A 21,955-nucleotide genomic window follows, 5' to 3' on the forward strand; every position below is an offset into this window, starting at 1 on the left:
CTTCAGCGTCGCGCCACCAGCGCCGCGCGCAGCCGCTCGCGCTCGTCGGGCGCGGCCTCGACCAGATAGCGGATGTCGCCCGCGACGGCGGCGGCCACGGGCAGTCCGTCGCGATACAGTACGCGGTTGCCGGCCAGCGCGGGTATCTTTTCCCCGGGCAGCAGCACGCCCGCCAGGTTCAGCGGATCGGCGGCGCAGACGCAGGCCAGTTCGCCGCCGGGCTCGCGGCGCCGGATGCCGCGCAGCAGCGGGATGGCCTCGGGCAGCGCGAACTGTTCGCCCGCCAGGCCGGCCACGAAGCGGCCGCCCCGCACGTCGCCGCGGGCCTCCAGGCGGTGGAGCACGGGCAGCAGCTCGCGCCACGGCGGCAGCCAGCGGGCCTCGCGTTCCAGCAGGCGCCAGAAGACGACGCCGTAGCGGCGCAGGAGGACCTGGGCGATGTGTTCCAGGACCTGCGGATCCGTACGCGTACGTTTGCCGGGGGGCGCGGGGTCGGTGGCGGCGGGCCGGCGCAGCAGCGCCCAGCGGCCGGCCTGGTCCATCTGGTTCGGGGCCGTGCCGTGGCGCGAACGCCGACGCTGGTGGGCGGTGCGCTGGGACGCGGGGACGAGCAGCGCGCGCAGGCCGGCGTAGCTGTCGGCGTTCGCGGCGCCCGCCGCGACCAGTTCGCCCAGCGCCGTTTCCAGTTCATTGGGCAGCAGGCGGGTGTCGCCCAGCAGTTCGTCGAAGAACATCGCGCCGTGGCTGGCCAGTGCCTCGCGCACCCGCTGCGCGCGTGCCGACAATTCGGCCTGGTGGTCCGGCGGCACGAGCGCCTGCCAGGGGCCAAGGTGGCGCCGGGGCAGCAGTACCATGGGCGTGGCGCGCACCGGTCCGGCCGTGGACTTGCCCTGGCTCGCCAGGCGCATCCAGACCACTTTGCCGGCCTGGCTCAACCCGTCCAGCCAGCCGGGCGAGTAGGCGTCGAGCCGCGCCGGCAGGATGTCCGATTCCCAGGCTCCGGCAGCGGCTTCGTAGCCTTCCAACTGGTCGATGACCTGTGGCAGGGAGCCGGGGCCTTGCAGGCGGGCGTCCGGCGCGACGTGTTGCCACGCCAGCAGGAAGCGCATGAAGTCCTGCCGTTCGACCGGCTCGATCTCGCGGCGCAGGCGCTTGATGGTGTAGCGGTGGATACGGGCCAGCAGGTGCCGTTCGCACCATTCTTCCTGCCGTGCCTGCGGGTGGAAGCGGCCGCGCATGACGTAGCCTTCGGCCTCGAGCACGGCCAGGGCTGCGGCCACGGCGGGTTCGGGCAAGGACAAGTCGGAGGCGATGCGCGGCAGCGATCGTGGCCCGAAGCCGGCCAGGCGCGCCCTGACCACCTCCACCAGTGCCGCCTCCTGCTCCCACGATTCGTCGTAGCCCGCCGGAATGGCGATGTCGGGCTCGGCGCCGGCGCCGGGATAGACCGCGCGCAAGCACGCGAGCCGTTCGACCGGCACCCACAAACCGGTCCCCGGCTGCACGCACAGGCGTGCCGCCCGTCCGCCTGCGGCCAGGGACCCGAGCCAGTCCGGCCAGCCTTCGTTGGCCGCGGCCTCGGCGTCGGTCACGCACGCCAGGTTCATCAAGGCCTCCTGCATTTCGTCGCCGTTGCGCACTTCCGGCCACGCTTCGGCGGCGACTGCCGCGATCGCGTCCGCGTCGAGCGCTCCCAGATCGTCGGCCGAGGCAGGGTCGGTCCAACGACGGGCGTGAACCGCCTGCGTGCGACGCTCTTCCAGCGGCGCATCGTCGAGGAAGGCATAGGGGCGTGCGCTGAGGATCTCCATGGCCAAGGGCGAGGGAGCAGGGAGGTCGCGGGCGATCAACGCGATGTCGCCGCGCTCGATCCGGCGCAGCAGGGCCAGCCAGCCTTCGGCGTCCATCGCGTCGTGCAGGCAATCGTCTATGGTCTGGGCCACCAGGGGATGGTCGGGAATCTCGCGTTCGCCCACCACGTTCTCCAGGCAGGCGGCCTGGTCGGGGAAAACCGCGGCCAGCAGGTCGTCGCTCTTCATGCGTTGCAACTGCGGGGCGACTTTCTTGCCGCCCACGTAGCGCGGCAGCGCGAGCGCGGTGGTTGCGTTCCAGCGCCAGCGGACGTTGAACAAGGGCGCATCGAGCAAGGCCTGGATCAGCAGGTGCTCGGCCGTATTCGTATGCAGATAGCGCCAGACTTCATCGAGTGGGAAGCTGTGGCTGGTGGACAGCGACAGGATGATGGTGTCCTCGGTCGCCGCGGCCTGCAGTTCGAAATTGAAGCTGCGGCAGAATCGCTTGCGCAGCGCCAGGCCCCAGGCGCGGTTGAGCCGGCTGCCCCAGGGCGAATGGATGACCAGCTGCATGCCGCCGGATTCGTCGAAGAAGCGCTCCATGACCAGGACGTCCTGGGTAGGCAGCCGCCCGAGCGCTGCGCGCGCGCGGGCGAAATACTCGACGATCTGACGCGCGGCCGCAGCGTCCAGGCCGATGGTTTCCTGCAGGCCGCGGACGCCGGCATCGATATCGGGTAGCGGCCCCGACCCCAGCAGGCGTTCGACATCGGCCCGCAGCCGCGCTACGGCGGCGGAAAGCTCGTCGCTGCGGCCAGGGGCTTCGCCAAGCCAGAAGGGAATGCTGGGGGCGGCGCCATGCGCATCCTCCACGCGTACCCGGCCGGCTTCGACACGCAGAATGCGGTAGGAGGTATTGCCCAGCTGGAAGACGTCGCCGGCCAGGCTTTCGACCGCGAAGTCCTCGTTCACCGTGCCTATCATCAGGCCTTGCGGCTCCAGCAGCACGGCGTAATCGGCGTTGTCGGGAATCGTGCCGCCGGACGTGACGGCGGTCAGCTTGCTGCCGCGGCGGCCACGCAGCGTGCCGGCCACGGGATCTCGATGCAGGTACGACGCCCGCACTCCCTGGCGGCCGGCATAGCCTTCGGCCAGCAGGCGCAGCACGGCATCGAAGGCGGCGCGCTCCAGGCTGGCGTAGGGATACGCGCGCCGCACCAGCGCGTAGAGTTCTTCTTCCTTCCACTCCTGGCACGAGACCTCGGCCACCAACTGCTGGGCCAGCACGTCCAGCGGCGCGCGCGGCATCCGCAGCGTGTCGAGTTCGCCGCGCCTCACGGCGTCGAGCAGCGACGCGCATTCGACCAGGTCGTCGCGCGACGTGGGGAACAGCCTCCCTTTCGGCACGCCGCCTACCTGGTGTCCGGCACGGCCCACGCGCTGCAGGAAGGCCGAGATGCCGCGTGGCGACCCGACTTGGCAAACCAGTTCCACGTCGCCTATATCGATACCCAGTTCGAGCGACGCGGTGGCAACCAGCACGCGTAATTCGCCCCGTTTGAGCCGTTGCTCGGCATCCAGCCGGTGCTCCTTGGCCAGGCTGCCGTGATGGGCGGCGACGGCCGTCTCGCCCAGACGCTCGGCCAGGTGGCGTGCGGCGCGCTCGGCCATGCGCCGGGTATTGACGAAAACCAAGGTGGTGCGATGCTGGCTTGCCAGTTCCGCCATGCGATCGTAGACCCGGTCCCAGACGTCCGTGGCCATGACGGCTTCCAGAGGAACGGGCGGTAATTCGATGCCGAGGTCACGCCGCCGGGTATGGCCGATGTCGACGATTTCGCAGCCAGACTGGGGCGCACTGCCGACCAGGAAACGGGCTACCTCGGAAAGGGGCTTCTGCGTGGCAGACAGGCCTATGCGTACCGGCCGCTTGCCGCACAGGGCGTCCAGCCGCTCCAGACTCAGGGCAAGATGGCTGCCTCGCTTGTTGCCGGCAAGCGCATGGATTTCATCGACGATGACACTGCGCGTGTCGGCGAGCATGCGGCGTCCGCTGTCCGAGCCCAGCAAGACATACAGCGATTCCGGGGTAGTCACCAGGATATGGGGGGGCCGCTTGCGCATCGCATGGCGGGCCTGGGCCTCGGTATCCCCCGTGCGCACCGCGGTGCGGATGCCGGGGTCCGGCAGCCCCATGCGCGACAGCTCCGCGCCTATGCCCTCCAACGGTGTCTGCAGATTGACCTGGATGTCGTTGGAAAGGGCTTTCAGCGGCGAGACGTAAAGCACCGTGGTGGCATCAGGAAGCGCGCCTCCCGCCGCCACGCCTTCGCGCACGAGCTCGTCGATGGCTGCGAGGAAGGCAGTGAGCGTCTTGCCGGAACCGGTCGGCGCGGCGACCAGCGTGGGCCGGCCGGCGCGGATGTGCGGCCAGGCGCACCGCTGGGCGTCGGTGGCGGATCCGAAGGTGCGGCGGAACCACGCGGCGACGGCGGGGTGAAAGCCTTCAAGGGCATCCACGGGATGGCGGGCGGAAGTCATGCCCCACTATATGAGGGCGCCGCGCCGGATCGCAACCGGCCGAAAATCGGCCAAGATGCCTCGATTCGCCGGCAGCCAGCGCGTCAAAGTGATGGTATAGGCGTCATAACGGTGCGGCGCCGTGCGGGCGGTGCGGGACTGTTCAATCCTCCGGCAGCTTCGGCCATTTCTTGCGGAAGATTTTCTTTGCCTCGGCGCGAGGCATGCCGGCCATGCCGAGCAGCAGGATGACGGCTTCGTCGATGCTGGCGGAACTCAGCTGGTTGTCGCAAATGGCGCGGCAAATCCCGACGATAGCATCAGTGGTCAGCCGATAGACGAGTTCGGCATCCTCGAAGTGGAAGCGGCCGGCGGCCGCGGCCAGGCGAAGGTCGCGGGTGGCGTGCGGACCGAGCACCCGGAACATCGCGTCGGCGATGACTTCAGAGCGCCGCAGCAACCAGTTCCAGCGCTGGTCGGTCGTGGCGATCTGGATGGTGGAGCGTACGCCGAAGGCGTAGACGCTGGCGGGATCGTCAAAACCTTTGGTGGCGACGCTGATGCGCCACGCCAGCCTTTCCATCACCCGCTCCATGACCGCCATGGCGAGCTCGTCCTTGGAGTCAAAGTAGTAGTAGACCGTGCCCGCGCTGACGTCGGCCATTTCGGCGATCTCCGACATCGTTGCCGCGTCGATGCCCTTGTCGGCGATGAGTTGGTACCCCGCTTCGATCAGCGCCTCGCGATTCTGTCGACGTTTTCTCTCACTGCGCGATTCCGCCCGGGGCGAGTCCGGCATGGTCATTGCTTTTCTTCCTTTGTGCAGTGGTGTGAAGTTCTTGGCGCTCGCGCACCTTCGTAAGGTTCTCTGTTTTCAGGCATACCCTAAGTTTAAAAAAATATTCTTGACTCACGTTCGAATTCGAATAGTATTCGAAAAATGAGTTGCATTCGATAAACCCGGTTTTGCCGTCGCAGACGTATTCGGGAAAGGGTTTGGCACGCACCGTTCGAGAGCAGTAAGCACCAAAGCAAGCACCAGAAGCAGGCCCATAAGAACCGGGGAGACACGCTGGGAAAACGCGGATCCGCGAGGATCGCGCATACACAAGGGGAATGTGAAATGAGCATGATCCGTAAAGCGTTGTCAGGTGTTGCAGTGGCGGTATCGGTGGCAATCGGCTGTGCGTCCGCGCATGCGGAAAACCCCGATCGCCTGCGTGGCGTGATCAAGGAAACGAAGGCAAAGAGGCCCTACCGCGTCGGCGTGACGCTGGTCCACTTCGTCGACGATTACTGGAAGGGTATCGCCTACGGCCTGACCCAGGAAGCAGCTCCGGCTGGCGTGCAAATCGTCAGGCTGATGGGCGCGGGCGGTTATGGCAAGGTGGCAGAGCAGATTGCGCAACTCGAGAGCCTATCCACCATCGATCTGGACGCGGTCATTCTTGGGGCAACCAACTACGACGGTTTCGACCGTGCGATCAAGCGCCTGACCGACAAGGGCGTGAAGGTAATTGCTGTTGGCGTGCCGGTCAACAGCAAGCTGGTGCAGGCCGGCGTCACCATCGACGAGGTCGAGGTGGGTGCGATGCTGGCTGACTATATCTGCCGCCAGAACCCCAAGGCCAAGGTCATTACCGTGCCAGGGCCCAATGGCCCGGCCTGGAACAAGCTGCGCTTTGACGGTGTGCAAGGCCGCGCGAAGAAGTGCCCTGGCATGACGCTGCTGGGCAATACCTTCCGGGGCGATACCAAGCTCGAGGACGGCCTGGCTCAAGCTTCGGACCTGCTGGTGAAGTATCCGGAGGCTGATTTCATCTATACCGCAGCCGCCAACCTGGGTATCGGTGCGGGTATGGCGGTCAAGCGCATGAAGAGCAAGGCCAAGGTCGCGACCGGCACGATTACCGACCGTACCGTGACGCTGATGCAGGAAGGGCAGGTGGCGGTAGTGGTTTCCGAACAGCCGATCCTGATGGGCCGCTCAGCCATACAGGTGCTCACCCGCCTCCTGAACGGCGAGCCTTTGCCCGAGATGACCCCGGCCGGTGCCGTGCCTTACCCCGAGTTCCATGTTCCGCTGGTCGAGATGACCGCCAAGGATCTGGCGGGCTACGACTTATCGAACTACGACCGCCCGCCGGCAAGCTGGCAGGTACCGTCTTTTCAGTAAGCGCGGGCACGCTGTCCCGATTGCCAGGTGTCGCCTCGGCTGCAAGCCGGGGCACGGGGCGGCGCTGACTCTCCGGTCCTTGATATGAGCGGAATCATGACTGAGTCGCATCTGAACGACGGCGCTGCCGGCACACCGGTATTGGAAGTGTCGGGGCTTTCCAAGGCCTTTGGGGCTACGCAGGCGCTGGCCGATGCCTCGTTGTGCGTACGCGCTGGCGAAGTGCACATCATGCTGGGCGAGAACGGCGCCGGGAAGTCGACGCTCGCGAAGATCGTGGCCGGCGTACAGGTCGCCGACGGCGGCGAGATCCGATTGTGCGGACAGATTGTCGCGCCTCGCAGCACGAAAGACGCCCGGGCCCAAGGCATTTCGATCATCTTCCAGGAGCTGTCGCTGGCTCCGCATTTGAGCGTTGTCGAGAATCTGTTCCTGGGTACCGAGCGCGGCAGCTACCCTTTCCGCCGGCTGACGCGCGCCACGGAGCGCGAGCGGGCTCGTGCCATGCTGGAGGAATTGTCGCTCGACCTGCCTCTGGACGAACAGGTCGGGGCGCTGACCGTAGGCGAGAAGCAGATGCTGGAAATTGCCAAGGCGTTGCTGCAAGGCCCCCGGTTGCTGATCGCCGACGAGCCGACTTCGGCACTGAGCGAGCATGAGAAAGTGGCCTTCTTTGCCTTGGTGCGGCGCTTGCAGGCGCGCGGAACGGCCATTCTCTATGTTACCCACCACATGCGCGAGGTATTCGAGATCGGCGACACGGTCAGCACCATGCGCGACGGCCGTATCACCCGCACAGTTGCCGTGGACGAGCGGCTGGACGAGCAGGCGCTGATCGAAATGCTGACCGGTCGGCAGTTCGGCGGACAGCAGCGGCGCGGCTCCAAGTCCTCGCGCGAAATCGTGCTGCAGGTTTCGGGTCTGCGTACCGGAGACGGCTGCGGAGGGGTGGATCTGACCGTGGCGCGTGGGGAAATTGTCGGCGTCTATGGCGTGGTGGGGAGTGGCCGTGAGGCCCTGGCCCGGGCGCTGGCCGGCATTTCGCCGCCGCTCGCCGGCGAGATGCTGTTCGAGGGCCGGCCCTATCGGCCGCGCGGGCCTTCGCAGGCCCGCATGCTGGGCTTGAGCTATCTCGCGATGGACCGCAAGGAGCAAGGCATCCTGCCTCAACGGTCGATTCGGGAGAATCTGTCTTTGTGCTCGCTGCGTAAACATGCGCGTTTCGGCCTGATCCGGGGCGACCGCGAAAAACGCCAGGCACACGAGGCGCTCAAGGCGCTTCGCGTGCGCTTCGGCTCGGAAGAGCAGGCCATCACCAGCCTGAGCGGCGGGAATCAGCAGAAAGTACTGATCGGCCGCGCGCTCGGCTCCGATCCCCGAGTGCTGGTGATGGAAGAGCCGACCGCGGGGATCGACATCGGTTCCAAGCACGACATCTACGAAAGCATCCAGGCGCGGGCCGACGCCGGTCAGTCCTTCCTGGTGTTGTCGAGCGACCTGACGGAAACGCTGACCCTTTGTGACCGGGTCTACACCATCTACCGGGGCCGCATGACCGACGAAATCATCAATCCTTCAATGGCGGACGAAGACCGTGTCATTGCCGGCGTGCTGGGGCGCGCGGCCATGCAGGTCCCCGCCGCCCATGTGGAGTAAGACCGTGACGACGAGCGAGATGGACGTGAGCCAGGAGTTAAGCGGCCATGCTGCCAAGCCCATGAAGCGTTTCCGGAGCAAGGACTACATACTTCCGGCCTTCATCGCCCTGCTGGCGACGGTGACGGGCATTGTCGAGCCCCGTTTCTGGACTGCTGAGAACCTGCTGAACCTAAGCCGGCAGACCGCGCCATTGCTGATTCTGTCGGTAGGCCAGGCGCTGGCGGTGATCACTGGAGGGTTGGATCTCTCGTTGGCGGCCAATCTGGCGCTGTCCGGTGTGTACGGCGTGTTGGTCATGAACCAGTTCGGCATGTTCGCCGGCTTGCTTGCGATGCTCCTGACCGGCGCCGTGGTCGGCCTGGTCAACGGTCTGTTCGTGACACGTTTCCGCGCCTCACCGCTTATCGTGACGCTGGGCATGTTGTCGGTGTGCCAGGGCTTGGCCCTGATGGCCTCGTCCGGCCTGCCCATCTACGACATGCCCGATTCCTTCATCGAGCTGTTCGGCTACGGCGCGGTGGCTGGCGTTCCGGTACCGACACTGGTCGCCGTGGTGACACTGCTGCTGGGCATCCTGCTGCTGCGCTTTACGGTGGCCGGCCGCTATTTCTACGCCATCGGCTCCAGCGCCAAGGCAGCCTACGCCTCCGGCATCGATGTGCGTTTCTACACCGTGCTGGTTTATGTCATGAGCGGGTTGACCGCCGGTATGGCAGCCATCGTGCTGACGGCCTGGGTCAACTCGGCGCAACCCATGGCCGGCGCCGGCCTGGAACTGCACTCGGTCGCGGCCGTGGTGCTGGGCGGCATCGCCCTGACCGGTGGCAGCGGCTCGATGCTGCATGCGCTCTACGGCGCAGTGATCCTTTCCATGCTTTCTAACTCGTTGAACCTGATGGGGGTGTCTTCTTTCATGCAGACCCTCATGACCGGCTTGGTCATCCTGACCGCCGTGGTGCTCGACAAGACTCGCCGGAGCCAGCGCGGCGAATGAGCCGCGGTTGGCATCGGTCCCGACACAACCGTGCTATCGAACAGGAGTCATAGCAAATGGATGCAACCCTGACACTCGGGGAAGGAGCCTCGATGACCCTCGCCCATGAGGCCAAGGAAGGCTGTCTGCGCACAGGCAAGGAATACGTTGAGTCGCTTCGCGACGGACGTCGTGTCTGGACTGGCGGACAAGAAGTCGAGGACGTGACCGCGAACCCGGTGCTGGGGCCGGGCATCTCGCTGCTGGCTGAAACCTTCGACGCGCAGTTCGACCCGGCCCTGCGGGAGGTAACCACTATCGTTGGGGACGACGGCGCACGCACCAGCCGTTCCTGGCAGTTGATCACCAAGCCGGAGGACTTCGTCGAGCGCCGCAAGCTGATCGAGTACACCACGCTGAAAACGGCAGGCAGTTTCGGCCGTCCGCCCGACCTCGCACCGCTGATCGCGGTCGGCCTGTATGCGCGCAGGCCCATTTTCGAGAATGCCAGCCAGGACGTGGACTTCTCGCGCAATATCGATGCCTATATCGAGTACGGCCGCAGGAACAACATCATCGCGGCCGAGGTGCTGGCTGACCCGCAGGCCGACCGCTCCGCGGGCTCTTCGGCCTCCAAGGGATTGCTGCGCGTGGTTGAGCGGCGCAAGGATGGCGTCATCCTGCGTGGCGCAAAATCGGTCGGGTCCATAGCCGCCCAGGCTGACGAGATCATTTTTTCAAACCTGACCCGCCCCGATTTCCCGCCAGAAGGCTGTGTCTGGGGCGCGATCCCGGTCGCGACCGAAGGCCTGAAGCTGGTCTGCCGCGAGTCGGTCTCGCACCCTGGTGCCGACCCCTTCGACCATCCGCTCGCCAGTCGCGGCGAAGAGTCTGACCAGCTCATCATCTTCGACAATGTTTTCGTGCCGAACGAGCGACTGTTCAACGTCGGCGATCCGGAGCTGCTCAAGCTATATGGGCCGGTCACGTTGTGGGTGCACTGGCATATTCTGAGCCGCTTGGCCGTCAAGGCCGACCTTTTCGTCGGCATCGGCCAGCTCGTCATGGACGTGCTGGGGACGGCTCAGATCCCGCAGGTTCGCGCGTACCTGGCCGAGTTGATCTGCTATGCCCAGACACTCAAGGCGTTCGTGGTCGCAGCCGAACGGCTGGCCCAACCTTCGGAGAACGGCGTGCTGGCGCCGGACGTGAACATGCTGACCGCCGGCCGCCTGCATTCCATAGAGCAATACCCGCGCATCATCCATACCGTGCAGGAGCTATGCGGCCAGGGGCTGGTCATGCGCTTCCAGAAGGCGGACTTCGCCAACAGCGAGATCGGTCCGCTACTCGATGAACTGCTGCCCGGACGCAATATGAGCGCACGCGACAAGAATCGCCTGATGAACTTCATCTGGGACCTGACTACCGATTCCCATGCGGGCCGCACCGAGCTGTTCGAGAACGTCAATGCGACTCCGGCCAATTTCCTGCGCGAGCGTCTCTACAAGGAATACCCGCGGGAGAATGTCATGAGCGTCGCGCGCGATCTGGCGGGCATCTGAGGGAATACGGCGATGAATTTCTCTTCTTGCGTGGCATATGTCGTGAAAAGCGGGATGGAAGAGTCGTTCCTGGCCGCGGTGGCCGAACTGGCCAAGGCTACCCGGGCCGAACCGGGCTGCCTGTCCTATCGCTTTCACCGCGATCCGGAGGATGCGGCACGTTTCTTTCTCTATGAACTTTACACGGACGAAGCGGCCTACTTGGCGCACCAGGCCACACCGCATTTCGAACAATGGGCCAAGAAGGCCATTCCGCCCTGCCTGGATGAGCGGCGCATCGAGCGTTATGTGGCGCTGGACCTCTAGGCGCCTTTGGCGTGAAGGAGAAGATCATGGAAGCGGTAGTCGTCGACAAAGAGTATTTCCGCCAGGCCATGCGCACCATGGCTTCGTCGGTCACGGTGTTGGCAACCGACGGCTCGGCGGGACGCGCGGGCCTGACCGTGTCCTCGCTCGTCTCGCTATCGGTCGAACCGCCGTCTGTGCTGTGCTGTGTGCATCGCCAGAGCCAGGCCCTGGGCGCATTGCTGGAGAACGGCGTATTCAGCGCCAATATTCTGGCCGAGCACCAATCGCGCGTAGCCGACGTCTTCGCCGGGATGGTGCCGGAGTATCGTGAAGATCGCTTCGGCATCGCGGATTGGACTCGCGGCGTGACCGGGGCCCCCATGCTGCCGGGCGCTTTATGCAGCTTTGACTGTCGCCTCGCCCGTACCTTCGAGTTCGGTACTCATCGCATTCTCGTGGGCGAAGTACTCGCCATCGAAATCGGCGCGGATCACCCTTTGATCTATGCCGATCGGACTTATCGCCGCTTGGCGCTGGCCTGAAGGAAGTCCTTGCCATGGATATCGAGTTCAAATCCGGCACCTTCGAATTTGGGGATTTCCCCGTGCAATCCGGCGAGATCCTGCCGGACGCCAAACTGTGTTGGAAGAGCTTCGGCACGCTTTCGCCCGAACGGGACAACGTCATCGTTTATCCGACCAGCTTCGGCGCGCATGACAAGGACGTCGAATGGATCATCGGTCCGGACAGGATCCTGGACCCGCGGCGATGGTTCATCGTGATCATGAACACTTTCGGCAATGGCCTGTCTTCCAGTCCGTCGAACAACAAGGATTTTCCCAGGCTGGTGACCAGCGGGGACAATGTGCGCGCGCAAGCCCGCCTGCTTGGAGACGTGTTCGGTATCGAGCGCGTGGCGTGCGTCTACGGATGGTCGATGGGCGCGCAGCAAGCCTATCACTGGGCTGTGCGGTCTCCCGGCTTGGTCGATAGCATCGTGGTCAATTGCGGAAGCGCGCGCACGGCACCGCACAACCGCGTTTTCCTGCAAGGGCTGAAGGCGCTGTTGGAAGCCGCCCCGGAATACCAGGGGAATGGACGTTTCAGCCAGCGGCCGCAAGCGGCGCTACGTGCTTTCGGCAGCGTGTATGCAGGCTGGGCGTTGAGCCAGGAGTTCTACCGCCATGCCGACTATCGGATCATCCCCGGCATGGGCAGCCTGCAGGACTATCTCGACAAAGTATGGACGCCGCGATTTGCTGCCCGCCATGCGTCCGATCTCTACGCCCACCTGACGACGTGGTGGCATAGCGACATCAGCGACGCAGAACGCTTTGGCGGAGATTTGTCCAAGGCCCTGGCCTCGATCGAGGCCAGGGTGTTGCTGCTGCCGGGACGCTCGGACCTCTACTTTCGCGTGGCTGACAACGAAGCCGAGTTGACACACCTGCGCCGGGGGCAGTTGTCCGTGATTCCAAGCGACTGGGGGCACCTGGCCGGCAACCCTGCGCAGAATCCGGCCGACGCGGCCTTCTTGCGCAAGACCGTACGTGCTTGGCTGGACGCATGAACCATCACGACTCACATTCACCGACCAACGGAGAACTTCATGAGCGCTCTTGATTTGCTTGCGCTGTTCCGGCGCGAACTCGAACTGTGCAAAGTTACGCCGGGTGAAACCCTGGCGGTGCTGAGCGGCCCGAATACGCGCCAGGATTACGTCGATGCCTTCCTTGCCGCGGGCCAGCAACTCGGCGCGGAAGTTTTTAACCTGAACTTGCCTGCACCCGTGAAATCCTTCGGAACGCCCACCACGGCCCTTGGCGCAGTCTGGGGGCGCTCGGCATTGACCGGCCACCGGTCCGGCGTCGAGGTGTTGAAGAAGGCGAATATTTTGATCGATCTGATCGGGTTGTTGCATTCCCCCGAACAGGTCGAAATCCAGAAGGCCGGCACGCGGGTACTGATGGTGGTGGAACCGCCCGAGATTCTCGAGCGCATGTTGGCCCGGCCAAACAGCCGAGCGCGTTCGGAGGCGGCGGGGCGCCGGCTGGCCGCGGCCAGGACGCTGCGGTTTACCAACGACGCCGGTACCGATATTACCTACGAGCTGGGCCAGTACAAGCCCATCGTGCAGTACGGTTTTACCGACGAGCCGGGCCGCTGGGATCATTTCCCCGGCGTGTTTGCCTACACCTGGCCGAACGAGGGCAGAAGCCACGGCAAGATCGTGCTCCGAGAAGGCGACATCATCTTTCCGTTCAAGGAGTTCGTGCGCAGCGAGATCCACATCACGGTGAAGGACGGCTTCATCGAGAACATCGAGGGGGGCTTCGATGCCATGCACCTGAAGCATTTCTTCGAGGCGTGGAAGGATCCCGATGCCTATGCCATGGCTCACGTGGGCTGGGGCCTGGACGAGATGGCACTGTGGAACGGCATCAGTTTGATCGACAAGGAGTCGGCCATCGGCCAGGACGGCCGCGCCTTCTACGGCAATGTGTTGTGGTCTACCGGCCCCAATACCGACGTGGGCGGCTCCCGCGATACGCCCGCTCATCTCGACATCGTGATGAAGGGGGCGAGCCTGTATCTGGACGGCGAGCCCATGGTGCTGAACGGCGATGTGATTCCCGACGACATGCGGATCGAACGTCCATGAGCGAGGAGGAAAAGGCGGCGGGGCTTGCCCAGGAGGCACTGCGCCGAGCGCTTGCATGCATCGCCGAGCGCGAGGCCCGCGTGAACGCCTGGCAATGGCTGGATGAAAACGAGGCATGGCGCGCGGCGCGCGAGATCGACCGCAGCGGGCCCGGAGGGCCGCTGCACGGCATGCTCATTGGCGTGAAGGACATTATCGATACGCACGACATGCCGACTGGCTTGGGCTTTGACCCTTATGCCGACCGCCGGCCGGCCTGGGACGCCGGCTGCGTGGCCGCTTGCCGCGATGCCGGGGCACTGGTGCTGGGCAAGACGGTCAGTACCGAGTTCGCCTATTTCGCTGCCGGCAAGACACGCAATCCGCATGATTTCGCAGCCACGCCCGGCGGTTCATCCAGCGGTTCGGCTGCGGCGGTTGCCGCCGGCATGGTGGACGCAGCCTTCGGGAGCCAGACGGCCGGTTCCCTGATCCGGCCGGCCGCCTATTGCGGCGTGGTCGGCTACAAAGGCAGCCACGATGCCTTCGGCCTTTCGGGTATACGCCCGCTCGCTCAGTCCTTCGATAGCCTGGGCATCGTGGCTGGCTCGGTCGAACCGGTCACGCGCATCCGCCAGGTCTTGAACGGTGAAGCCGTCGAGCCCTTGACCGTGCCCATGCGCGCCCCGTACCTGGGGCTGTGTCGCACGCGCCAATGGGAGTTCGTGGAACCGGCGGCCCGCCAAGCCGTGGAGGAGGCCGCCCGGACGCTTGCCGCTGGCGGCGCCACCGTCGAGGCTGTCCAATTGCCGGAAAGCTTCGAGCAGGCCTTCGATTGCCACGGCCTGGTAATGGCCTATGAAGTGGCACGCAATTACGCCTTTGAATACAGGCATTACACCGACCGCTTGAGCGCGGCTTTCAAGGGCCTGTGCGAGAAAGGGCAAGGCGTTTCCCATGCCAGCTACCGCATGGCCAAGGAAACGCTGAGATGCTTGAAAGCGGAACTTGGCGCGCACCTGGCCGGCTTTGATGCCTGGATAGCTCCAGCCGCACTGGGCGAGGCACCACCGGCCGTTGAAGGTACCGGCAGCCCGTTGATGTGCATTCTTTGGACGGCCCTGGGGGCGCCTTGCCTGGGCTTGCCGGTGGGGAAGGGGCCCCGCGGCTTGCCGCTGGGCATACAACTGGTCGCAGCGCCCGGGGAGGATGCCGGTCTACTGGCCGTCGGCGCGTGGGTCGAGGCCAGGTTGCAGCGTACTTGAAACGCGCTTGATTTCCTCAATCGTCCGCCGCCGCTTCCGGAGTACCCAGCATCTGCTGGCGTGAATCAAACACATCGGTACGCCTTGGTGACTTACCTTAGGCCGGCCGCCATTCCTCAAAAAAAGCATATAGTATGTTTGTTAGAGTGTTCGACGCCTGGCAGTACGCGCCGGGCGCCGGACCTCGTCGGCCGCAGAACCGAATGGGGGTTCACCTGCATATCGCCGGGAACTGCCAGAGATAGATGAGGAGACAACATGAAACGCAGCTTTTCGCCCACCCGGGCCGCGCTTGCCGTGACACTGGGCCTGGCTGGTGTCGCCGTCCCGGCCGCCGCCAGGGCCGGGGGCGACTATCCATCGCGGCCGATCAAGATCGTCGTTCCCTATACCCCTGGTACCAGCCCCGATACCCTGTCGCGGCTCTTGTCCGAGAAGCTGGCGGCGCGGCTGGGCCAGAGCGTCGTGGTCGAGAACAAGCCCGGCGCGGCGGCCGCCATCGGCACCGCCTACGTGGCCAAGGCCGCGCCCGACGGCTACACGTTGATGATGTCCCTGAACACGCATGTCATCACCCCGGCTTCGCGCAAGACGCCCTACGATCCGGTCAAGGATTTCACGCCCATCGGGCAGATCGCCTCGGGCCAGATGCTGATCCTGACGCACCCGTCCGTGCCGGCCAAGACCTTTCCGGAATTCGTCGCCTATTTGAAGAAAATGGGCGACGAGGTCAGCTACAGTTCGCCGGGCCCGGGCTCGACCACCCATCTGTATTCCCTGGTGCTGCAGGACATGTTGGGAACGAAGATGCGCCACATCCCGGCCAATGGCATGGGCGTGGCGGCCATGGACGTCATGCAGAACAGCTCGACCATGCTGATCAGCACGGTCGAGGCCTCGCGCGCGAACGTGGCCTCGGGCAAGCTCAAGCCCATGGCCCAGACCGGCAGGCTGCGTTCGCAACTGGTGCCCGATCTGCCCACGGTGGCCGAGTCGGGATATCCCGACTACGACCTGTCGATCTGGGTGGGCATGTACGCGCCGGCCGGCACGCCCAAGGCCATCGTCCAGCGCCTGCACGACGAGATCGGCGCGATCATGGGGGCGCCGCAGATGCGCAAGGACCTGCTCGAGAAGGGCTATGACGTCGTATTGACTTCGCCCGAGGAATTCGCGGAACTGAACCGCAAGGAATTCGCCCGCTGGAAGGACGTGGTCGCGCGCCACGGCCTGCAGGCGGAGTAGGCGTCAGCGCGGCTTGCGCGCGGACCGGCGCGGGGGGCGGGTGGCGACGATGGCATCCAGTCCCGCGAACGCATAGGTCTTCAGGTGCGCGGCCAGGTCCGCCGCCGGCTGCTGGAACAGTGCCTGGATGGGGCTGTTCATGTCGCGGTGGACGATCAGCAGCACCATGCAGGGCGCCATGACGCTCAGCACGCACCGGGTCAGCGCCGGGTCCCCGGCGGGGATGCCGGTGATCTCGCCGATGATGGCGCTGATGAGCCCGAACTTCGGCAGGGCCTCGGCCTCGATGATGCCGTCCAGGTGGGGCGAGGGCGCCAGCACCTCGCGTGCCCACAGGCGGATGTGCCAGCTGTCGGCATTGAGCAGGCTGGCCGTCAGTCCGTCCAGGAATTCCTCGAGCTTGCGCCGCGGGGGCTGGGCGCTGTGCGCCAGGCGCGTCAGGTAGTCCAGGCTGATCAGATGCTTGTGGACTTCCTTCAATAAAGCCAGGTAGAGACCGTCGCGGCTGCCGAAGTGGTAGTTGACCGCGGCCATGTTGCATTGTGCCCGCTCGCAGATGGCTTTGCTGGTGGTGTCCGCGTAGCCCCGCTCGGCGAACAGTTGCCCGGCGGTCTCCAGGATGCGGGCGCGGGTGGCTTCGCCGTCCATGCGTGGAGAGCGGGCGGGGATCGACGGTCGGGACGTGACGGCCATGCGGGAAGGCGCCGGGGACGCGGGAGTGGGCATGTAAAAATCATACATCAAATTGAAATTTGAGTTATATAATTTGCCGACCGACGGTTTCCAAGGGCGGCGGCGATGAAGAAGGTGCTGGCAGGGGGCGTGCTGGTGGCGGCGGTGCTGGCGGGGGCTGCGTGGTATGTCTTGCGCCCGGCGCCCGCACAGGATGGCTTGACGCTATACGGCAACGTCGATATCCGGCAGGTGACGCTGGCGTTCGACGGCAGCGACAGGGTGGTCCGGATGCGGGTCGAGGAAGGCGACCGCGTCAAGGCCGGCGACGTCCTGGCGGTGCTGGATGACCGTTCGCTGCGTTTGCAGGAGGTCCAGGCCCGCGCGCGTATCGCGGTGCAGGAGCAGGCGCTGCTGCGGCTGCGCAACGGCACCCGGCCCGAGGAAGTGGCGCAGGCGCAGGCACAGGTGGCGTCGGCCCAGGCCGAGGTCGAACTGGCGCAGCAGCAGCTCGCGCGCCTCCGGGGCATCGCCGCGAACACCGGCGGACGCGGGGTCAGCCAGCAGGACCTGGACAATGCCGAATCGCGCCTGCGGGTGGCGCGCGCACAATGGGACAGCCGCAGCAAGGGACTGCAACTTGCGCGTGTCGGACCGCGCAGGGAAGACATCGCGCAGGCCGAGGCGCAACTGGAGGTGTCGCGGGCCGAGCTGGCGCTGGTCGCCTACCGCCTGGAGCAGACCGAACTGAAGGCGCCGGCCGACGCCGTCGTGCGCGCCCGGCTGCTGGAACCCGGCGACATGGCCTCGCCCCAGCGTCCCGCCTATACGTTGGCGATCGCCGATCCCAAGTGGGTGCGTGTCTATGTGTCGGAGCCGCAACTGGGACGCGTCAGGCCGGGCATGGCGGCCGAGGTATTCACCGACAGCCAGCCCGACCGGCCCATCGCCGGACGTATCGGCTACATCTCGTCGGTGGCCGAATTCACGCCCAGGAACGTGCAGACCGAGGAGTTGCGGACCAGCCTGGTCTACGAGATGCGTGTGCTCGTGGACGACCCGCAGGACCGGCTGCGGCTGGGCATGCCGGCCACCGTGCGCATCGCGCCGGACCGGCGGGACGACGGAGCACCGGCCAGATGAGCGAGGCCGCCGTCGTCGTGGCGCGCGGCGTGCGCAAGCGTTTTCCGGCCGCGCGCGGGGGAAGCGAGGTCGTGGCGCTGGACGGCATCTCGCTGGACGCGCCCGCGGGCGCGCTGACCGCGCTGGTCGGGCCGGACGGGGCGGGCAAGACGACCTTGCTGCGCCTGGTCGCGGGGCTGATGAAGGCCGAGGGACAACTGCGGGTGCTGGACATCGACGTCGCCGCGGATCCCCAGGCCGTGCAGAACCGCATCAGCTACATGCCGCAGCGCTTCGGCCTGTACGAGGACCTGAGCGTGCAGGAGAACCTGGACCTGTACGCGGACCTGCATGGCGTGCCCCGGCAACGGCGGGGCGAGCGCTATGCGCGCCTGCTGGAGATGACCGATCTCGGCCGGTTCACCGCCCGCCCGGCGGGCAAGTTGTCCGGCGGCATGAAGCAGAAGCTGGGGCTGGCCTGCACGCTGGTCCGGTCGCCGGAACTGCTGCTGCTGGACGAGCCCACGGTGGGCGTGGATCCCCTGTCGCGCCGGGAGCTTTGGGAGATCGTCCGGCAACTGGTCGACGACGAGCGCCTGTCCGTGATCGTCAGCACCACCTATCTGGACGAGGCCGAGCGCTGCGCCCGCGTGTTCGTGCTGCATGAAGGCAGGCTGCTGGCGCAGGGTGGGCCCGAGGATATCCGCCGGCCCGCGCGCGGGCTGTGCTTCGTGGCGGCGCCGCCGCCGGGCGAGCCGGCCCGGCTGCTGCAGGCGCGCCTGCTGGACGACACGGCCCGCGTCATCGATGCCGTGCCAGAGGGGGGAGAGGTGCGCGTGATCCGTCGCCCGGCGGCGCGGGGCGAACCCGCGCAAGAGCCAGGACGCTCCCTGGCCTGGCGGCCGGTCGCGGCCAGGTTGGAAGACGGCTTCATGGTGCTGCTTCGAGAACGCCGGCCGGAAGCCGAGGCAGCGCCGTTGCCCGTGCCGAGCGCGACGGCCGCCAGCGGCGAAGCCATCATCGAGGTCCGCGACCTGGTGCGCAAGTTCGGCGATTTCGTCGCCGTGGACCGCACCAGCTTCACGGTGAACAAGGGCGAGATATTCGGCCTGCTCGGCCCCAATGGCGCGGGCAAGACGACGACCTTCCGCATGCTGTGCGGACTGCTGCCCGCCAGCAGCGGTTTCCTGCGCGTGGCGGGCGTGGACCTGCGTACGGCGCCGGCGCGGGCCCGGCGCCGCGTCGGCTACGTGTCGCAGCGGTTCGCGCTGTACGGCAACCTGAGCGTGATGGAAAACCTGACGTTCTTCGGCAGCGCCTACGGCCTGCATGGCGAGCGCCTGCGCGCGCGCATCGCGGCGGTGCTGGCGCAGTTCGGGCTCGAAACCCAGGCACGAGCGGCCAGCGGACGCCTGCCGGGCGGCTACAAGCAACGGCTGGCGATGGCGGTCGGCCTGCTGCACGAGCCCGACATCCTGTTCCTGGACGAGCCCACCAGCGGCGCCGACGCGCTGGCGCGGCGCGAGTTCTGGCGCCGGATCACGACGCTGGCCGCCGACGGCACCACCATCGTGGTGACCACGCATTTCATGGAAGAGGCCGAGTACTGCGATCGCATCGTCATTCAGGATGCCGGGCGGCTGCTGGCGCTGGGCACGCCGCAGCAGGTGCGCAAACAGGCGGGCGAGACGGCCGCGCATCGCATGAACATGGAAGAGGCATTCATCGGCATCGTCGAGCGTGGCCGCAGGCAGGAGACCGCGGAGGCCACGGCATGAGCGAATCCCGGTCCGGCGGCTTCTGGCGGCGCCTGGTCTCGCTGACGCGCAAGGAAGTGCGGCAGTTGCTGCGTGATCGCGCCAACCTGATGATGGGCATCGCGCTGCCCATCGTCCTGATCCTGATCTTCGGCTATGGATTGTCGCTGGATGTCCGGAACGCGCCCGTGGCGGTGGTGCTGGACGATGCCTCGCCGGTCGCGCGCGACGTGGTGGCCGGGCTGTCCACGCCGGGCTACCTGGCGCCCCGCGTGGTGGGCTCGGCGCACGAGGCCTACGCGCTGATGCGCGCGCGGGAGGTGGATGCCGCCGTGCTGGTGCCGGCGGATTTCTCGCGGCGGCTGGCCGCCGGCGACGCGCAGGTGCAGGTCCTGCTGCAAGGCGCGGACGCCAGCCGCGCGACCATGATACGCGGCTACGTCGCCGGCGCGCTGGCCTCGTGGAGCCAGAAGCGGGCCGACCGCGGCGAGGCTGCGGGGCCGGGCGCGGGCCGGGTCCAGGTGGTCGACCGCATGTGGTTCAACGCCGCCAACGACAGCACGTGGTACCTCGTGCCCGGGCTGATCGTGCTGATCATGACGCTGGTGGGGGCCTTCCTGACGGCGCTCGTCATGGCGCGCGAGTGGGAACGGGGTACGCTGGAGTCGCTGTTCGTCACGCCGGTGCGGCCGGTGGAAGTGCTGCTGGCCAAGATCATTCCCTATTTCTGCGTGGGAATGATCGGGCTGGCGCTGTGCCTGGCCGCCGCGGCCTTCCTGTTCCACGTGCCCATGTACGGATCGCTGCCGGTCCTGCTGTTCAGCGCCATGTTGTATCTGCTGGTCGCGCTGGGCATAGGCCTGGTGATCTCGTCGGTGACCCGCAACCAGTTCCTGGCCAGCCAGGTGGCCCTGATCGCCAGCTTCCTGCCGGCCCTGATGCTGTCCGGATTCATGTTCGACCTGCGCAACGTGCCGACGGCCATACGGGTGATCGGGCAGATCCTGCCCGCCACCTATTTCATGGAGTTGATCAAGTCGCTGTTCCTGGCCGGGAACAACTGGCCGCTGGTGGCCAGGAACTGCGCCATCCTGGCGGCTTACGCCGTCGTGCTGCTGGGCGTGGCGCGCCTGGTCACGCGCAAGAGGCTGGACTGACGCATGGATGCCTTCATCGACTTCTGGCGACGCCTGGCCCAGCTGTGCCGCAAGGAACTGCTGGCCATCCTGAAGGATCCCGCCAACCGGGCGATCCTGGTCGTTCCCGCCTTGCTCCAGAGCGTCGTGTTCGGCTATGCCGCGACCTACAACCTGACCAACGTGCCATACGCCGTGCTGGACCAGAGCCAGGGCGCGGCGTCGGCCCGGCTGCTGGCACGCCTGGACGGCACCGGGGTCTTCCATCGCGTCGCCACGCTGACCGCGCCCCGCGACATCGCGCGCGTGGTGGATGCCGGCGACGCCCTGCTGGTCCTGCAATTCGGGCCGGACTTCGAGGCCCGGCTGGCCCAGGGGCAGGAGGCCCCCTTGCAGGTCATCCTGGATGGCCGCAACTCGACCACCGCCGGCCAGGCATCGGCCCACGTCGCCGAGATCGTGGCGGCCTACAACGCCGAACTGCGCGGCGGTGGGATGCCGGTCACCGCCGTGCCGCGCGTCTGGTACAACCCCAACCTCGAGACGCGCTGGAACATCATGCCGGCCCTGATCGCCGCGCTCAGCATGATGCAGACCCTGATGCTGACCGCGCTCTCGGTCGCGCGCGAGCGCGAACAGGGCACGTTCGACCAGTTGCTCGTGACGCCCTATACGCCCATGGAGATCATGCTCGGGAAGGCCGTTCCGCCGGTGCTGATCGGCCTCGTGCAATCGTCCATCATTCTTTGCGTCGCGCTGTTCTGGTTCCGCATTCCCATGGCCGGGTCGCTGGCGACGCTTTACGCGGGACTGGCGATCTTCACCGTGGCCTGCGTGGGAATCGGGCTGTCCATCTCGGCCGTCTCGGTCAACATGCAGCAGGCCATGCTCTACACCTTCGTGCTGATCATGCCGCTGATGCTGTTGTCGGGACTGGCCACGCCGGTGCGCAACATGCCCGATCCCCTGCAGGTCGCTACCCTGGCGAATCCGCTGCGCTTCGCCATCGACCTCGTGCAGCGCGTGTACCTGGAGGGCGCGGGCCTGCCGTCGCTGTGGCGCAACCTCGTGCCCATGTTCGTCCTGGGCGCGCTCACATTGCCGCTGGCGGCGTGGCTGTTCCGCCATCGTCTGGTTTGACTG

Annotated in this window: 17 protein-coding genes; 14 read left to right on the top strand and 3 right to left on the bottom strand. The window is 66.2% G+C overall.

Going from position 1 to position 21,955, the window contains the following annotated elements; translation table 11 throughout:
- Nucleotides 1–2: 2 nt before the first annotated feature.
- Together R4823_RS07450 and R4823_RS07455 are read right to left on the bottom strand one after the other, a co-directional pair.
- Nucleotides 3–4,334 (bottom strand): DEAD/DEAH box helicase, encoded by a 4,332-nt coding sequence (locus tag R4823_RS07450; protein ID WP_132979246.1) that lies wholly within the window; start codon nucleotides 4,332–4,334, stop codon nucleotides 3–5.
- Nucleotides 4,335–4,476: 142 nt separating this feature from the next.
- Nucleotides 4,477–5,118, bottom strand: coding sequence for a TetR/AcrR family transcriptional regulator (locus tag R4823_RS07455; protein WP_207958594.1), 642 nt, complete (start codon nucleotides 5,116–5,118; stop codon nucleotides 4,477–4,479).
- Nucleotides 5,119–5,436: 318 nt separating this feature from the next.
- Between R4823_RS07455 and R4823_RS07460 the strand changes: the two genes are divergently transcribed.
- The 10 genes from R4823_RS07460 (at nucleotide 5,437) to R4823_RS07505 (ending at nucleotide 16,125) form a co-directional block, all read left to right on the top strand.
- Nucleotides 5,437–6,489, top strand: a complete 1,053-nt coding sequence (locus tag R4823_RS07460; protein WP_132979247.1) for a substrate-binding domain-containing protein — start codon at nucleotides 5,437–5,439, stop codon at nucleotides 6,487–6,489.
- Between the two features lie 96 nt (nucleotides 6,490–6,585).
- Nucleotides 6,586–8,145 carry a sugar ABC transporter ATP-binding protein gene (locus R4823_RS07465; protein WP_165963059.1) on the top strand — a complete coding sequence of 520 codons (1,560 nt, stop codon included), beginning with the start codon at nucleotides 6,586–6,588 and terminating at the stop codon, nucleotides 8,143–8,145.
- A gap of 4 nt (nucleotides 8,146–8,149) precedes the next feature.
- On the top strand, nucleotides 8,150–9,142 hold the full coding sequence (locus R4823_RS07470; RefSeq protein ID WP_207958595.1) for an ABC transporter permease: 993 nt from the start codon (nucleotides 8,150–8,152) through the stop codon (nucleotides 9,140–9,142).
- Between the two features lie 56 nt (nucleotides 9,143–9,198).
- Nucleotides 9,199–10,686 carry a 4-hydroxyphenylacetate 3-hydroxylase N-terminal domain-containing protein gene (locus tag R4823_RS07475; RefSeq protein WP_207958596.1) on the top strand — a complete coding sequence of 496 codons (1,488 nt, stop codon included), beginning with the start codon at nucleotides 9,199–9,201 and terminating at the stop codon, nucleotides 10,684–10,686.
- 12 nt (nucleotides 10,687–10,698) lie between these two features.
- Nucleotides 10,699–10,992, top strand: a complete 294-nt coding sequence (locus R4823_RS07480) for a putative quinol monooxygenase (protein ID WP_132979249.1) — start codon at nucleotides 10,699–10,701, stop codon at nucleotides 10,990–10,992.
- A 26-nt stretch (nucleotides 10,993–11,018) separates the two neighbouring features.
- Nucleotides 11,019–11,516, top strand: a complete 498-nt coding sequence (locus R4823_RS07485; RefSeq protein ID WP_132979250.1) for a flavin reductase family protein — start codon at nucleotides 11,019–11,021, stop codon at nucleotides 11,514–11,516.
- A gap of 14 nt (nucleotides 11,517–11,530) precedes the next feature.
- Nucleotides 11,531–12,544 carry an alpha/beta fold hydrolase gene (locus R4823_RS07490; RefSeq protein WP_132979251.1) on the top strand — a complete coding sequence of 338 codons (1,014 nt, stop codon included), beginning with the start codon at nucleotides 11,531–11,533 and terminating at the stop codon, nucleotides 12,542–12,544.
- 39 nt (nucleotides 12,545–12,583) lie between these two features.
- Nucleotides 12,584–13,636, top strand: a complete 1,053-nt coding sequence (locus tag R4823_RS07495) for a leucyl aminopeptidase (RefSeq protein WP_132979252.1) — start codon at nucleotides 12,584–12,586, stop codon at nucleotides 13,634–13,636.
- Entirely contained in the window at nucleotides 13,633–14,880 is a 1,248-nt protein-coding gene (locus tag R4823_RS07500) for an amidase (RefSeq protein WP_132979253.1), read from the top strand. Before R4823_RS07495 ends, R4823_RS07500 begins: the two co-directional genes overlap by 4 nt.
- 258 nt (nucleotides 14,881–15,138) lie before the next feature.
- The gene (locus R4823_RS07505) at nucleotides 15,139–16,125 is read left to right on the top strand and encodes a tripartite tricarboxylate transporter substrate binding protein (protein WP_132979254.1); all 987 of its coding nucleotides are present in this window, start codon (nucleotides 15,139–15,141) and stop codon (nucleotides 16,123–16,125) included.
- Nucleotides 16,126–16,128: 3 nt separating this feature from the next.
- Here the strand turns inward: R4823_RS07505 and R4823_RS07510 are convergent, their stop codons facing one another.
- A complete protein-coding gene (locus tag R4823_RS07510; RefSeq protein ID WP_243724414.1) occupies nucleotides 16,129–16,851 on the bottom strand; it encodes a CerR family C-terminal domain-containing protein in 723 nt (240 codons plus the stop codon).
- Nucleotides 16,852–16,923: 72 nt separating this feature from the next.
- Between R4823_RS07510 and R4823_RS07515 the strand changes: the two genes are divergently transcribed.
- The 4 genes from R4823_RS07515 to R4823_RS07530 are packed head-to-tail and all read left to right on the top strand — an operon-like array spanning nucleotide 16,924 to nucleotide 21,952.
- Nucleotides 16,924–17,940, top strand: a complete 1,017-nt coding sequence (locus R4823_RS07515) for an HlyD family efflux transporter periplasmic adaptor subunit (RefSeq protein ID WP_087839885.1) — start codon at nucleotides 16,924–16,926, stop codon at nucleotides 17,938–17,940.
- On the top strand, nucleotides 17,937–19,697 hold the full coding sequence (locus R4823_RS07520; protein ID WP_087839884.1) for an ATP-binding cassette domain-containing protein: 1,761 nt from the start codon (nucleotides 17,937–17,939) through the stop codon (nucleotides 19,695–19,697). The genes R4823_RS07515 and R4823_RS07520 overlap by 4 nt, the downstream gene beginning before the upstream one ends.
- Complete coding sequence (locus tag R4823_RS07525) at nucleotides 19,694–20,833, top strand: ABC transporter permease (protein WP_087839883.1); 1,140 nt, start codon at nucleotides 19,694–19,696, stop codon at nucleotides 20,831–20,833. The genes R4823_RS07520 and R4823_RS07525 overlap by 4 nt, the downstream gene beginning before the upstream one ends.
- A gap of 3 nt (nucleotides 20,834–20,836) precedes the next feature.
- A complete protein-coding gene (locus tag R4823_RS07530; RefSeq protein ID WP_087839882.1) occupies nucleotides 20,837–21,952 on the top strand; it encodes an ABC transporter permease in 1,116 nt (371 codons plus the stop codon).
- The last annotated feature ends 3 nt before the right edge of the window (nucleotides 21,953–21,955 follow it).

This window comes from Pigmentiphaga sp. CHJ604, from assembly GCF_036972535.1.
In the GTDB taxonomy this organism is placed as follows: Bacteria; Pseudomonadota; Gammaproteobacteria; order Burkholderiales; family Burkholderiaceae_B; genus Pigmentiphaga; species Pigmentiphaga daeguensis.